The 12932-nt window shown below is 72.2% G+C and carries 13 protein-coding genes; 4 read left to right on the forward strand and 9 right to left on the reverse strand.

Going from position 1 to position 12932, the window contains the following annotated elements; translation table 11 throughout:
* Window positions 1-272 precede the first annotated feature (272 nt).
* A complete protein-coding gene (locus BLR04_RS14260) occupies window positions 273-467 on the reverse strand; it encodes a CsbD family protein (RefSeq protein ID WP_090764744.1) in 195 nt (64 codons plus the stop codon).
* A gap of 216 nt (window positions 468-683) precedes the next feature.
* On the opposite strand from BLR04_RS14260, the gene BLR04_RS14265 reads away from it, so the two are divergent.
* Complete coding sequence (locus BLR04_RS14265) at window positions 684-1022, forward strand: hypothetical protein (RefSeq protein ID WP_090764060.1); 339 nt, start codon at window positions 684-686, stop codon at window positions 1020-1022.
* A gap of 60 nt (window positions 1023-1082) precedes the next feature.
* Here the strand turns inward: BLR04_RS14265 and BLR04_RS14270 are convergent, their stop codons facing one another.
* The 6 genes from BLR04_RS14270 to BLR04_RS14295 all read right to left on the reverse strand — a co-directional run bounded on the left by BLR04_RS14270 (window position 1083) and on the right by BLR04_RS14295 (window position 7004).
* Window positions 1083-2303, reverse strand: coding sequence for an AI-2E family transporter (locus tag BLR04_RS14270; protein ID WP_090764062.1), 1221 nt, complete (start codon window positions 2301-2303; stop codon window positions 1083-1085).
* A gap of 148 nt (window positions 2304-2451) precedes the next feature.
* A complete protein-coding gene (locus tag BLR04_RS14275; protein WP_090764065.1) occupies window positions 2452-3156 on the reverse strand; it encodes an ABC transporter ATP-binding protein in 705 nt (234 codons plus the stop codon).
* A complete protein-coding gene (locus BLR04_RS14280) occupies window positions 3153-3929 on the reverse strand; it encodes an ABC transporter ATP-binding protein (protein WP_090764067.1) in 777 nt (258 codons plus the stop codon). Before BLR04_RS14280 ends, BLR04_RS14275 begins: the two co-directional genes overlap by 4 nt.
* Window positions 3926-4933 carry a branched-chain amino acid ABC transporter permease gene (locus BLR04_RS14285; RefSeq protein ID WP_143022042.1) on the reverse strand — a complete coding sequence of 336 codons (1008 nt, stop codon included), beginning with the start codon at window positions 4931-4933 and terminating at the stop codon, window positions 3926-3928. The genes BLR04_RS14280 and BLR04_RS14285 overlap by 4 nt, the downstream gene beginning before the upstream one ends.
* Window positions 4930-5802, reverse strand: a complete 873-nt coding sequence (locus tag BLR04_RS14290) for a branched-chain amino acid ABC transporter permease (protein ID WP_090764073.1) — start codon at window positions 5800-5802, stop codon at window positions 4930-4932. The genes BLR04_RS14285 and BLR04_RS14290 overlap by 4 nt, the downstream gene beginning before the upstream one ends.
* Window positions 5802-7004 carry an ABC transporter substrate-binding protein gene (locus tag BLR04_RS14295; RefSeq protein WP_176903082.1) on the reverse strand — a complete coding sequence of 401 codons (1203 nt, stop codon included), beginning with the start codon at window positions 7002-7004 and terminating at the stop codon, window positions 5802-5804. Before BLR04_RS14295 ends, BLR04_RS14290 begins: the two co-directional genes overlap by 1 nt.
* Window positions 7005-7248: 244 nt before the next feature.
* On the opposite strand from BLR04_RS14295, the gene BLR04_RS14300 reads away from it, so the two are divergent.
* The 3 genes from BLR04_RS14300 to boxB are packed head-to-tail and all read left to right on the forward strand — an operon-like array spanning window position 7249 to window position 11178.
* Window positions 7249-8133 (forward strand): 3-hydroxyacyl-CoA dehydrogenase family protein, encoded by an 885-nt coding sequence (locus BLR04_RS14300; protein WP_281191445.1) that lies wholly within the window; start codon window positions 7249-7251, stop codon window positions 8131-8133.
* Window positions 8130-9674: a phenylacetic acid degradation bifunctional protein PaaZ gene (gene paaZ / locus BLR04_RS14305; RefSeq protein WP_218128910.1), complete on the forward strand. Its 1545-nt coding sequence runs from the start codon at window positions 8130-8132 to the stop codon at window positions 9672-9674. The genes BLR04_RS14300 and paaZ overlap by 4 nt, the downstream gene beginning before the upstream one ends.
* A 25-nt stretch (window positions 9675-9699) precedes the next feature.
* Entirely contained in the window at window positions 9700-11178 is a 1479-nt protein-coding gene (boxB, locus tag BLR04_RS14310) for a benzoyl-CoA 2,3-epoxidase subunit BoxB (RefSeq protein WP_090764084.1), read from the forward strand.
* 136 nt (window positions 11179-11314) lie between these two features.
* Here the strand turns inward: boxB and BLR04_RS14315 are convergent, their stop codons facing one another.
* Window positions 11315-11761 (reverse strand): nitroreductase family deazaflavin-dependent oxidoreductase, encoded by a 447-nt coding sequence (locus BLR04_RS14315; protein ID WP_090764087.1) that lies wholly within the window; start codon window positions 11759-11761, stop codon window positions 11315-11317.
* Window positions 11762-11948: 187 nt separating this feature from the next.
* Complete coding sequence (locus BLR04_RS14320) at window positions 11949-12926, reverse strand: PLP-dependent cysteine synthase family protein (RefSeq protein WP_090764090.1); 978 nt, start codon at window positions 12924-12926, stop codon at window positions 11949-11951.
* Window positions 12927-12932 lie beyond the last annotated feature (6 nt).

A 12932-nucleotide genomic window follows, 5' to 3' on the forward strand; every position in this document is an offset into this window, starting at 1 on the left:
GTAGTGGCTTATAGGGGTAGCTCTTCCAGATGTTGTCCAACCTAACCGGAGCATTGCTACCAGTGAAAGAGTTTTAGGGGGTACGTTTCGCTATCCCTGGGCCGGATGCCGGCCGGTGGTGCGACCCGAAGCGGCATCAGTACGGCGAGCCGCTGGATGTGGCACGACAAGTGCGCGCCGGGCCGGGGTGCTCGGGCATGACAAACGCCCGCGCCGGGCCGGGACCCTTGGGCTCGGCTCGACGCGGGCGTCGCACGGCTGGAAGCTGGTGATTACTTCTTGAAGGCGTCCTTGACCTTCTTGCCGGCGTCCTTCGCCTTCTCGCCGGCCTGCCTCATGCTGCCCTCGGCCTGCTCGCCGTGGCCTTCGGTCTGCATCCGCCGGTCGTCGGTGGCGTCGCCGACGTTCTTCTTGGCCCGCCCCTTGAGCTCCTTGGCCTTGTTGCGGATCTTGTCATCGGTGCCCATGTGCATGCCTTTCTCGTAGAGTCACGCAGCACGTGTTCTTTCCTCCCAGAAGTGATGAAAACGTACGTACAGCCCAGATAAGTCGAAACTTGGTCAATTGACTGGGAGGGCCGCTGATCGCCGGGGCTGATGGATCATGTGATTACCGAAAAATCAATACGTTGACTTCCCTTGTCGATCTTGTAATTTGATCTTGTCAAGCTCGACGAAGGGATCATGTTGCTGAAGAAACTCGCCATGACCGCCGCGACGATGGTCGCGGTGTGGAGCGTCGGCGCGGCCACCGCCCCCGCTTCCTACGCTGCTTCTCCCGAGGGCTTCTCCGGACCTGTCTCGCCCATGGCCGAGGTGGCCAGCTGCGTCTCCCGGACGGTGTACACCACGCCCTACGGCTGGGACCTGTTCATCCAGAACCGCTGCTCCACCACCCAGAGAGTCAAGGTCATCGTCGACTGGGGCGGCGACAGCGACTGCATCTCCGTCGGCGCCGGCCAGAACCACACCTACAGCTACGACGGCATCACCGGTTCGTACGGCCACCTGCACCCCTGCTGAGCACCGACTGTGTGAAGCCCCCGCTCGTCGCGGGGGCTTCACGCGCGTCACCACCCCGGTTCAGTGGCGTTCCTGGCGGGGGAGGGCTACCTCGGTGGCGATCAGCTGGACGGCGGCGGCGACGGGGATGGCCAGCAGCGCGCCCACGATGCCGAGCAGCGCGCCGCCGACGAGGGCGGCGACGATGGTGGCCGTGGCGGGCACGTCCACGGACGACCGCATGACCTTCGGCGCGATCAGGTAGTTCTCGATCTGCTGGTAGACCACGAAGAACACCAGCGTGCCGACGGCCACAGGAACCGACACGGACAGCGCGGCCAGCGTGGCGACGGCCGCCCCGATGCCCGCGCCGACGAGCGGGATCAGGTCGGTGACGGCCACGATGATGGCGAGCGCGAGAGCGTACGGCACGCCCATGACCCACAGGAAGAAGAACGTGGTCACGCCCGCGATGGCGGAGATGATCAGGTTGCCCCCGACGTAGCCGCCGACCCGGTTGAGGATCTCGTCGCCGAGCAGCCGCACGCGGGCGCGCCGGCTCCTGGGGACGAGCCGGTACCCGGTGGTGGTGATGGAGCGCAGCGCCGCCAGGAAGTACAGCGTGAGGATGAGCACCGTCAGCGTCGAGAACACGGCGCCGACGACGACGCCCGCGGCCCCGAGGAGCCCGCCGAACACCTGCCTGCCGAGGTCGCCGCTGGTCAGGTAGGTCTGCAGCCGTTCCAGCAGCCCGAACCGCTGGTCCAGCTCGCGTACCTGGGAGTTGTTCTGCAGCTGCTCGACGTAGCCGGGCAGTTGCTCGGCGAACTGCCCGGCCTGCTGCGACAGCGCGGGGACGACCGCCATGCCGAACCCGGCGAAGAACGCGATCACGGCGGCGAACACCGCGGCGATCGCCGCCCAGCGGGGCAGGCCGTGCCGTTGCAGCCACCGTACGGCGGGGTCGAGGCCGACCGCCAGGAACAGCGAGACGACGATCAGGACGAGGATCGAGGCGGTCGCGGTGAGGGCCTGGACCAGCAGCCAGGCGGTCAGCACGCCGAGTGCGGCGGTGAACCCGAACACGAACGGACTACGCCCGAGCGGCCGCCCTGGCCGCCCGAAGGGTAACGCCTCGGTGGCGTCCGCCGCGGCCCCGTCCGGCGCGGCCACCTCGGGCGGGGGCGCGGCGGACGGCGAGCGGGGGCGCGCGCCGCCCTCCGACGGCTGCGGCTCAGACTGCGGCTCTGGGTCCGGCCCGGGGACGGCCTGCGCGGGCTGGTGCGAACGATCACGTGACATGGGCCCACTCCTGAAGCTCGAGGACCCACCCCTGCCCGGACAACCCGCCACCTACCGCGCTCCACGGCCGACCGCGACGCCGTCCTGGGCGTGAGGGGCAGGTGCCGGCACGCGCGCACCCCGCCGCCCGGCGCGCGCGTGGGGTGGGTCAGCCGACGCCGAGCAGGGCGTGGGCGCGGGTGCGGTCGGCGCGGAAGTCGGCGGTCGGGCCGCGGTGGACGATGCGTCCCTTCTGCATGACCGCCACCTCGTCCGCGAGCCGGAACGCGAGGTGCAGGTCCTGCTCCACGAGCACCGCCGCGATGCCCTCCCCGCGCAGCCCCTCCAGCAGCTCGGCGACCTGGTCGACGACCGCGGGCGCGAGCCCGTCGGACGGCTCGTCCAGCAGGAGCAGCCGCGGCTCGCGCAGCAGCGCCCGCCCGATGGCGAGCATCTGCTGCTCGCCGCCCGACAGCTGGTCGCCGCGGTGACCGCGCCGCTCGGCCAGGCGCGGCATCAGCTCGTACACCCGCTCCAGCGTCCAGGTACGGGCGCCGCGCCGGGCCGCGAGGCCCAGGTTCTCCGCCACCGTGAGCGGCGCGAACACGCGGCGTCCCTGCGGGACGATGGCGACGCCGCTACGGGCGACGGTGTGCGTGGCGGCCCCGGCGAGCTCGCGGCCCGCGACCAGGACACTGCCGGAGTACGGCTTGACCAGGCCCATGACGGTGTGCATGAACGTGGTCTTGCCGGCCCCGTTACGGCCGAGCAGCGCCACGAAGGAACCGGCCGGCACGGACAGGTCCACGCCGTCCAGCACCGTGCTGCCCGCGTAGCCCGCGCGCAGGTCCGCCACGGTCAGTACGTCGGTCACGGGGTGCCTCCGGTGAACAGGTCGTCGGTTCTGGCGGAGCCGAGGTAGGCGGCGCGCACCGCGTCGTCGGCCCTGATCTGCTCGGCCGTCCCCGAGGCGAGGACCTGTCCGAGGTGCAGCACGGTGACGCGGTCGGCCAGGCGGAACACCACGTCCAGGTCGTGCTCGACGATGAGCAGGGTCAGCTCGGACGGCAGCCGCTCGACCAGGGCCGCGAACCGTTCCGTCTCGGCGGCGGACATGCCGGCCGTGGGCTCGTCGAACATCACCAGAGAGGGTTCGGCGGCCAGCACCATCGCCACCTCGAGCTGCCTGCGCTCGCCGTGCGACAGCGCGGCGGCCGGGTCGGCGCCCCGCCCGGCCAGCCCGACCGACTCGAGGTGGCGCAGGGCCTCGGCCTCGGTACGGCGGAAGCGGCGCGCGGCCCGGTCGAACCGGTGCGCCACCCGGTGCACCCGCTGCACGGCGAGCGCGACGTTGTCCAGCACGGAGCAGCCGAGGAAGACGCTCGAATGCTGGTACGTGCGCAGCAGGCCGCGCCGGGCCCGCTTCGCCTCGGGCAGCGCAGTGACGTCGGCGCCGTCGAAGAGCACGGTCCCGGCGGTCGCGGGCAGCGTCCCGGCCACGGTGGCGAACAGCGTCGACTTGCCGGCGCCGTTCGGCCCGATCAGGGCGTGCCGCTCGCCCGGCAGCACCGACAGGTCCACGCCGGAGACGGCCGTGAGCGATCCGTAGGCGCGGGTGAGGCCGCGCAGTTCCAGCAGGGGCGTCATGACAGCCCTTCCTTCCTTCGGCGGATCCCGGCGGCGAGGCCCGCGACCCCGCGCGGCAGCAGGAAGACGACGGCCACGAAGACCAGGCCGAGCACCAGCGGTCCGTGCCCGCCGACGGCGGCCGACAGGTTGTCGCGGACGAGCAGCACCAGGGCCGCGCCCAGACACGGACCCCACAGGCTCCCGGCGCCGCCGATGACCACGCTGAGCAGGGCGAGCGCCGCCACCTCGAAACCGAGGTCGCCGGGCGAGACGAACCTGGCGTGCGCCGCCCACAGCGCGCCGCCGGTGCCGGCGACCGCGCCGGCCAGGCAGAACACGCCGTACCTGGCGAGGGCGGGACGGTAGCCGAGGGCGCGCATGCGGGCCTCGTTGTCGCGGATGCCGCGCAGCGTCCTGCCGTACGGCGACCGTACGACCAGCGCCACCGCCGCGAACACGACGACCGCCGCCGCGAGCACCCACCAGTAGACGAACCCGGCGGCGAGCAGCGGCGGGCCGCCGAACAGGGTGATCGGCGGCATCCCGGCCAGGCCGTTGCTCGCGCCCACGACCGACCAGGTGTCGGCCACCTGGTGCACCGATTCGCCGATCGCGAGCGTCAGCATGAGGAAGACGACGCCCCGGGCGCGGACCGCCACCCACCCGGTGAGCGCGGCGGTGACCAGCCCGGCGACCAGCCCGGCGAGCAGCTGGACGGACGCGTCCGAGGTGAGGTGGATGCCGACGAGCGCGGCCGTGTAGGCGCCGGCCCCGAAGTAGGCCGCCTGCCCCAGGGTGGGCAGCCCGGTCACGCCGGTCAGCAGGTCGACGCTCAGCACCAGCACGGCGAAGGCCAGGATGCGCGTCATGGTCGACACCGGGTAGGCGCCGAGCACCAGCGGAGCCGCCGCGAGCAGCAGGAGCACCGCCACGGCCACGACGGCCTTGCCCGCGGTGCGCCGGGGCCGGATGCCGTCCACCGCTTGCGTCCGTTCGGCGGCCGACAAGGAGACGGTCCTCACGCGTGCACCGCCGTCCGCGCCGGGAGCAGGCCCGCGGGCCGCAGCAGCAGCACCAGGGCCATGGCCGCGAACACGAGGAAGGAGGCGTACTCCGGCAGGAGCGTGGTGCCGAGGGCCTGCACCTGCCCGATGAGGACGGCGCCGAGCAGCGCGCCGCGCACCGAGCCGAGGCCGCCGATGACGACCACGACCAGCGCGAGCAGCAGCACCTTCTCGTCCAGGCCCGGCGCGGCGCCGAGGATGGGCCCGGCGAGCACGCCGCCGACCGCGGCGAGCCCGGCCCCCGCGGCGAAGACGCCGACGAGGACCCTGCCCGTGTGGACGCCGAGCGCCGACACCATGCCACGGTCGGCGACCGTCGCGCGGATCAGCGAGCCGAGCCGGCTCCGCTCGACCAGCGCGTAGACGCCGACGGCCAGTACCACCCCGAAGCCGATCACGAGGAGCCGGTAGACCGGGTAGCTCTCGCCGAACACCGTGACGCTGCCCGCCACGGGGGCGGGCGCGGCCACGGAGTGCACGTCGTTGCCGAAGAACACCGACAGCAGCTCGGCGACGACCAGCGAGACGCCGAGGGTGAGCAGGGCCTGGTCGAGGTGGTGCGGCGTGGCCCGGCTCAGCCCGGCCAGCACGCCGCCGAGCACCGCTCCTGCCCCGGCGGCGGCCGGCACCGCGAGGACGAAGGCCGCCGGGCTCGCCCCGTCGCCGGCCAGCGCGACCGCGACATAGGCACCGACGAGGTAGACGGCGCCGTGGGCGAGGTTGAGCACGTCCATCATGCCGAACACCAGCGACAGGCCGAGCGCGATCGCGAACAGCAACGAGCCCATCGCGAGCCCGTTGAGCGCACCCACCAGGTACGTGACCATCAGGACAGCTCGCTGACGACGGCGTTGACCATGGTGCCGCCGCTGTCGCGCACCTCGCGCAGGTAGTACTTCTGCTGGGCGTCGTGGTCGGCGTCGAAGCTCCACCGGCCGCGCGGGCTGTCGATCGGCCCGACGCCCGCCAGCGCCTTCGCGACCTCCTCGCCGGTCCCGCCGGGCGCGTCGGCGAGGGCCTTGTCCAGCACGGCCGCGCTGTCGTACGCCTGCACCGCGTACACGGTGGGCGCCTCGTCGTAGGCCTTGCGGTAGGCGTCCACGAACTCCTTGTTGCGGGGGGTGTCCAGTTCGGAGGAGTAGTGCAGGGCGGTCTTCACGCCCGCCGCGGCGTCGCCCTGGGCGTCGAGCACGCCGCCCTCGGTCAGGAAGCCGGCCCCGTACAGCGGCGTGCTGTCGGCCAGCCCGAACTGCCGGTACTGCTTGACGAAGCTCACGGCCTCGGCGCCGGCGTAGAACGCGTAGACGGCCTTGGCGTCCGTCCCGCGGATCGCCGACAGGAACGGCTGGAAGTCCTGGGTCTTGCCGAACGGGGTGTACTCCTCGCCGGCGACCTTGCCGCCCGCCGCCTCGAACGTCCTGCGGAACCCGGCGACCATCTCGCGTCCGGCGGCGTAGTCGGCGGCGATGAGGTAGACGCCTCCTTCGACCTCCTTGGCGACGGCCGCGCCGAGCGGGGCCCCGACCTTGCCGTTGGAGAAGCTCGTGCGCCACACGTACTCGGACTTGCGGGCCGCGGTGATGTCGTCGGCGCCGGCGTTCGCGACCAGCAGCGGCTTCTTCGACTCGTGGAAGAAGTCCCGCAGCCCGAGCGCGGTGGCGGAGTTGACGACCCCGACCACCGCGGTGGCCTGGTCCTGCGTCACCAGCTTCTGCGCGGCCGGCACGCCCGTCTGCGGGCCCTCGCCCTCGTCGCCGGTGACGACCTCGGTGGTGCGCCCGCCCAGCTTGCCGCCGTGCTGGTCGAGGTAGAGCTGGAAGCCGTTGCGCATGTCCTCCCCGAGCGGCGCGTACACACCGGACAGCGGCACCAGCAGGCCGATCTTCACCGCGTCGCCGGCCTGGCCGCCGCCTGACTGGTCGAGGCTCGAACCGGCGCAGCCCGACAGCGCGAGAGCGGCCGCCGCCGCCAGTGCGAGGACGGTCGTGCCGCTGCGTAACCTGCGGGGATCGACGGGGAGAACGGGCATGAAAACACTCCAGGGATACGGGCGCGGAGCCCTCCAGCTGGGGACAGTGGGCCCAGAATCTACAGACGTGTGTCGTGTCGTCAATAGTGTGTAATCAATCGAGACCTCTGACAGGTGCGGCGGCGCGGCATCGACCGCTGACCACCATGGGCCCATACGGTGACCTGGTCTTTCCGTCGGGACGGTCAAGACACGTGCTACAGAGCTCTTCCGTATCGCAAGGAAAGTGTGGCATGTTGAGGGGGTGTGCGCAGAGAAGCGAGAACCACGGGAACCGCGCGGAGCGCTGCCCACGCAGGCCGGGGTGGTGGGCGGCGGCCGCATGGGCGCCGGCATCGCCCACGCCCTGCTGCTGGCCGGAAGCGCGGTCACCCTCGTCGAGCGGGACGCGCCGGCCGCCGCCGGCGCCCGTGACCGGGTGACGCGCGCGGTGGCGGGCAGCGTCGAGCGCGGCCTGGTCGCCGACGCCGACGCGGTGCTCACCCGCCTGACCACCGCCACCGACCCCGCCGAGCTGCGGGCGGCCGGACTCGTCATCGAGGCCGTGCCCGAGGACGTCGACCTCAAGCTCGTGACGCTGCGCGCGATCGAGGACGCGGTCGCCCCCGGCGCGGTCGTCGCCTCCAACACCAGCAGCATCTCCCTCGACACGCTGGCCGAGGCCCTCGCCAGGCCGGAACGCTTCCTCGGCCTGCACTTCTTCAATCCCGTCCCGGCGAGCAGGCTCGTCGAGGTCGTCATCGCCACCGCCACCGCGCCGCACTTGCGCGAGCAGGCGGTCGCCTGGGTGGAGGCGCTCGGCAAGACGGCCGTCGTCGTTCGCAACGCGCCCGGCTTCGCCAGCAGCAGGCTCGGCGTCGCCCTCGGCCTGGAGGCGATCAGGATGGTCGAGGCCGGCGTCGCCTCGGCCGCCGACATCGACGCCGCCATGACCCTCGGCTACGGCCACCCGACCGGCCCGCTGCGCCTGACCGACCTCGTCGGGCTCGACGTGCGCCTCGGCATCGCCCGCTACCTCGAACGCGAGCTCGGCCCCCGCTTCAGCCCGCCTGACCTGCTGGTCAGGCTCGTCGAGCAGGGCCGCCTCGGACGCAAGACGGGCCGCGGCTTCTACGACTGGAGTGAATGATGCAGACGTTACCGAGCTACCTGGAAGGCGCCTGGCGCACCGGCGTCGGCGACGGCGTCCCGGTCGCCGACGCGGTGACCGGTGAGGTCGTCACCAGGGTGACCAGCGAAGGGCTCGACCTCGCCGCCGCGGTGGCCTACGCCCGCCGCACCGGGCTGGCCGCGCTCGCCGAGCTGACCTTCCCGCAGCGCGCCGCCGCACTCAAGGCCGCCGCGCTGGCACTGCAGGAACGCAAACACGAGCTGTACGAGCTGTCGGCACGGGCCGGAGCCACCCCGGGCGATGCCGCCGTGGACGTCGACGGCGGCATCGGCACCGCGCTCGTCTACGCGAGCCTGGCCCGCAAGGGGCTGCCCGACCACACGATCATCGTCGAGGACGACCCGATCCCGCTCGGCAGGGGTGGCACGTTCGCCGGACGTCACGTCCTCACCACGCCGCGCGGCATCTCCGTGCAGATCAACGCGTTCAACTTCCCGGTGTGGGGCATGCTGGAGAAGCTCGCGCCCGCGCTGCTCGCGGGCCTGCCCACCCTCGTCAAACCGGCCACCCCGACCGCGTACGTCGCCGCGCACGCCGTGCGGATCATCGCCGACACGCTGCCGCCCGGCGCGATCCAACTCGTCGCGGGCGGCGTCCCCGGCCTGTTCGACCTGCTCGGCGGGCAGGACCACATCGGGTTCACCGGATCGGCGGCGACAGCCGCCCTGCTGCGCTCCGACCCGGCGGTCACCCGTCGTTCGGCGCGCTTCAACGCCGAGGCCGACTCGCTGAACTGCTCGGTGCTCGGCCCGGACGCCGTCCCCGGTCAGCCGGAGTTCGACCTGTTCGCCGACGCCCTCGTCACCGAGATGACGGTCAAGGCCGGGCAGAAGTGCACCGCGATCCGGCGCGCGTTCGTCCCAGAACACCTCCTCGAGGAGGTGGCGCAGGCTGTGCAGGCCCGGCTCGCGCGGGTCGTCGTGGGCGCGCCCGGCGCGCCGGGCGTGACGATGGGCCCGCTCGTCGGGCTCGCCCAGCGGGACGACGTGCGCGCGGCCGTCGCCCGGCTCGCCGCGGCCGGGTCCGTCGTGTGGGGCGACCCCGCCGAGGTGGAGGTGGTGGGGGCCGACGCCGAGCGCGGTGCGTTCCTGTCGCCGCTACTGCTGCGCGCCGACGACCCCGACCGTCCCGAGCCGCACGAGGTGGAGGCGTTCGGGCCGGTCAGCACGCTCATGCCGTACCGCGACCCCGCCCGGCTGCTCGACCTCATCGCCCGCGGCGACGGGTCGCTGGCCGGCTCGGTCGTCTCCCACGACGGCGACTTCGTCCGGCAGGTGGTGCTCGGCGCCGCCGCCCACCACGGACGCATCCTCGTGCTCGACCGTGACAGCGCGGGCGAGTCCACCGGCCACGGCACGCCCATGCCGCAGCTCGTCCACGGCGGTCCCGGCCGGGCCGGCGGCGGCCAGGAGGAGGGCGGGCTGCGCGCCGTCCACGCGCACCTGCAGCGCACCGCCGTGCAGGGCGGCCCCCACCTCCTCGAATCGATCGTCAAGTGACGTCCAGAAAGGCGTGGAATCCCCGATGAGCACCGACTCCCGTACCGGCGCCGCACCGTCGCCCACCGGCCCGCTCAGCCGCGTCGACTACAGCGAGCGCATCCCGAACAACGTCGACCTGGCCGGCGACCGCCGCCTGCAGCGGGCGCTGGAGAGCTGGCAGCCGAAGTTCCTCGACTGGTGGAAGCAGCTGGGGCCGGCCCTGCCGACCAAGGACGTCTACCTGCGCACCGCGATCGCCGTGGGCCGCGACGGCTGGGCGCACTTCGCCCACGTCCCGATGGACGAGTACCGCTGGGGCATCTTCCTGGCCGAACGCGACCCCGACCGCAAGGTCACCTTCGGCAAGCACAAGGGCGAGCCCGCCTGGCAGGAGGTGCCCGGCGAGCACCGGGCCGACCTCATGCGGCTGATCGTCATCCAGGGCGACACCGAGCCCGCCTCCGTCGAGCAGCAGCGCATCCTCGGCCGTACCGCGCCCAGCATCTACGACCTGCGCAACCTGTTCCAGGTCAACGTGGAGGAGGGCCGCCACCTGTGGGCGATGGTCTACCTCCTGCACGCCTACTTCGGCAGGGAGGGTCGCGAGGAGGCCGAGCAGCTGCTCAAGCGCAACTCCGGCGACGTCGACTCGCCGCGCATCCTCGGCGCCTTCAACGAGGAGACGACCGACTGGCTGCAGTTCTTCATGTTCACGTACTTCACCGACCGCGACGGCAAGTACCAGCTCGGCACGCTCAAGGAGTCGGCGTTCGACCCGCTCGCGCGGACCTGCGAGTTCATGCTCAAGGAGGAGGCCCACCACATGTTCGTGGGCACCACCGGCGTGCAGCGGACCCTGGAGCGTACGGCCGAGCTGATGCGCGAGCACGGCACGGACGACGTGTTCCCGTACGGCGGCATCTCGCTGGACGTCATCCAGAAGTACCTCAACTTCCAGTTCGCGGTCTCGATGGACCTGTTCGGCTCCGAGCAGTCGACGAACGCCGGCAACTACTACACCTCGGGCCTGAAGGGCCGCTGGATGGAGACCCGGCGCAAGGACGACCACGTGCTGCTGGACGCCACGCGCGAGCTGCGCTACGTCGAGGACGGGCAGATCACCTCGAAGACCGTGCCGATGCTCAGCGCGCTCAACCTCGACCTGCGCGACGAGTACGTCGCCGACTGCGCCAACGGCGTGCGCCGCTGGAACCAGGCGCTGGAGGACGCCGGGCTGTCCGAGCGGCTGTACCTGCCGCACGAGGGCTTCAACCGCAAGGTCGGCGTCTACGCGGGCCACCACGTGACCCCGCACGGCGAGCTCGTGGACGAGGCGACGTGGCAGGCGCACGCTGACGAGTGGCTGCCGACGCCGGAGGACCGCGAACGCGTCGCGGCCCTGATGGTGCCGGAGTACGAGTACGGCAGGTTCGCCGGCTGGATCGCCCCGCCGAAGACCGGCATCAACGACCAGCCGGTCGAGTTCGACTACGTCCACCTGGCCGACGAGGGCCTGCTCTAGGCGCCAGGAGCCCGCACCGACGGGCGGGCGTCACCCGCCCTCGGGCGAGCGTGGCCCGCCCCCGTGCCTGCTCGGCGAGAACGCGGCTGAGCGGTGCCGAGCATCCGCGGGACGCTCCCGGCGAGTGACCGCGCGGTCAGGCGTCGACCGGCTCCAGGACGAAGACGGGGATCTCCCGGTCCGTCTTCTTCTGGTACTCGGCGTACGGCGGGAACGCCGCCACCGCGCGCTGCCACCACTCGGCCTTCTCCGCGCCGGTCACCTCACGGGCCCTCATGTCCTGCTTGACCGGGCCGTCCTGGAGCTCGACCAGAGGTTCGGCCTTGAGGTTGTGGTACCAGATGGGGTGCTTGGGAGCGCCGCCCTGCGAGGCGACGACGGCGTACCGGCCTTCGTGCTCCACACGCATCAACGGCGTCTTGCGGATCTTGCCGCTCTTGGCGCCCAAGTTGGTCATCACGATGACGGGCAGCCCTGTGTCCCTCAAGGTCGTGCCCTGGGTGCCGCCGGAGCTCTCGTACAGTTCCACCTGCTCACGGACCCACTGCGCGGTGCTCGGTTCGTACTCGCCCTTGAGAGGCATGTCAGCAGTCCTTCCGGCCTGAGTTGCGTGTCATGGTGTCAACGCCGCACCGTTCGGGTTTCATCCACGTTGTCGCGGTGGCACACGTCCGGCGCCTCCGCAGGGGGTGGTGGGTGCAGCCGCGTCGCAGGCATGGAGGCACGAGGAGCACGCGCCGCGGGAGTGCCGGCCGTCGTTCCGCATGCGGCTACGAGGCGGTGCGCTGCCGCAGGGTGGCCGTGTGCCGGGCGACGTCCAGGCCCTTCGCGGTGGTCCAGTCGTCGTTGTGGCAGGTCGTCAGATGGCGGGCGGCCGCGTCGCCGATCAGGGACACCACCGTGCCGGTCTCGCCCCTGGCGCGCATGCGCTCGACCAGTTCGAGCGCCGCCCACAACGCGGTGCCCGACGATGCGCCGACCGGCAGCCCGGTCACCTCGCGCAGGTGTCGGGCCGCCGCCACGCCGGCCGCGTCGGGCACGGGGACGACCAGGTCCACGAGGTCGGGCCGGAAGCCGGGCTCGACGCGCGGCCGTCCGATGCCCTCGATCCGCGAGGGCATCCCGGTGCCGTAGTCGGGCACGTCGAGGGTCCATCCCGGGAAGTAGGCCGAGTTCTCGGGATCCGCCACCGCGACCCGGCAGCCCTCACCGTGGTCCCGGATCCACTGGCCGAGAGCGGCCGAGGTCACGCCGGTGCTCGCGCCCGTCACCACCCAGTTCGGCCGCACCTGCCCGAACAACTCCTCCGCCAGGTCGTGCGGCACGGCCCGCCCTAACTGGTCGAGGAAGTGGCCGTCGATCTCCCGCGCGGCGTCGTAGATCGCCAGGGGCGGTGTCACGAACCGGCACTCGCCGCCGAGTTCCTCCACCGCGAGCGCCCGCGCCGGGCTGCGCTCGCCCGGCATGACCACGATGTACGGCAGCCCGAGCCGCCGCGCGAACCAGGCCTGCGCGACTGCCGCGTTGCCGCCGGTCGCCTCCACCACGGTCACCCCCTCGGCGATCGAACCGTCGAGCACGGCCCGACGGAACAGCGCCCTGGCGTGCCGGTGCCGCAGGCTCCCCGTCGGCTGCTTGGACTCGTCCTTCAGCAAGAGTTTGATCCCGTGCGCCGGCAGCGGTAGCTCGATCAGCGGGGTGGGCTCACCCGCCGCCAGCACGTCGAGCGCTCGCGTGTCCCAGTCCATGCTCCC

Source organism: Nonomuraea maritima, assembly GCF_900100395.1.
GTDB lineage: Bacteria > Actinomycetota > Actinomycetes > Streptosporangiales > Streptosporangiaceae > Nonomuraea > Nonomuraea maritima.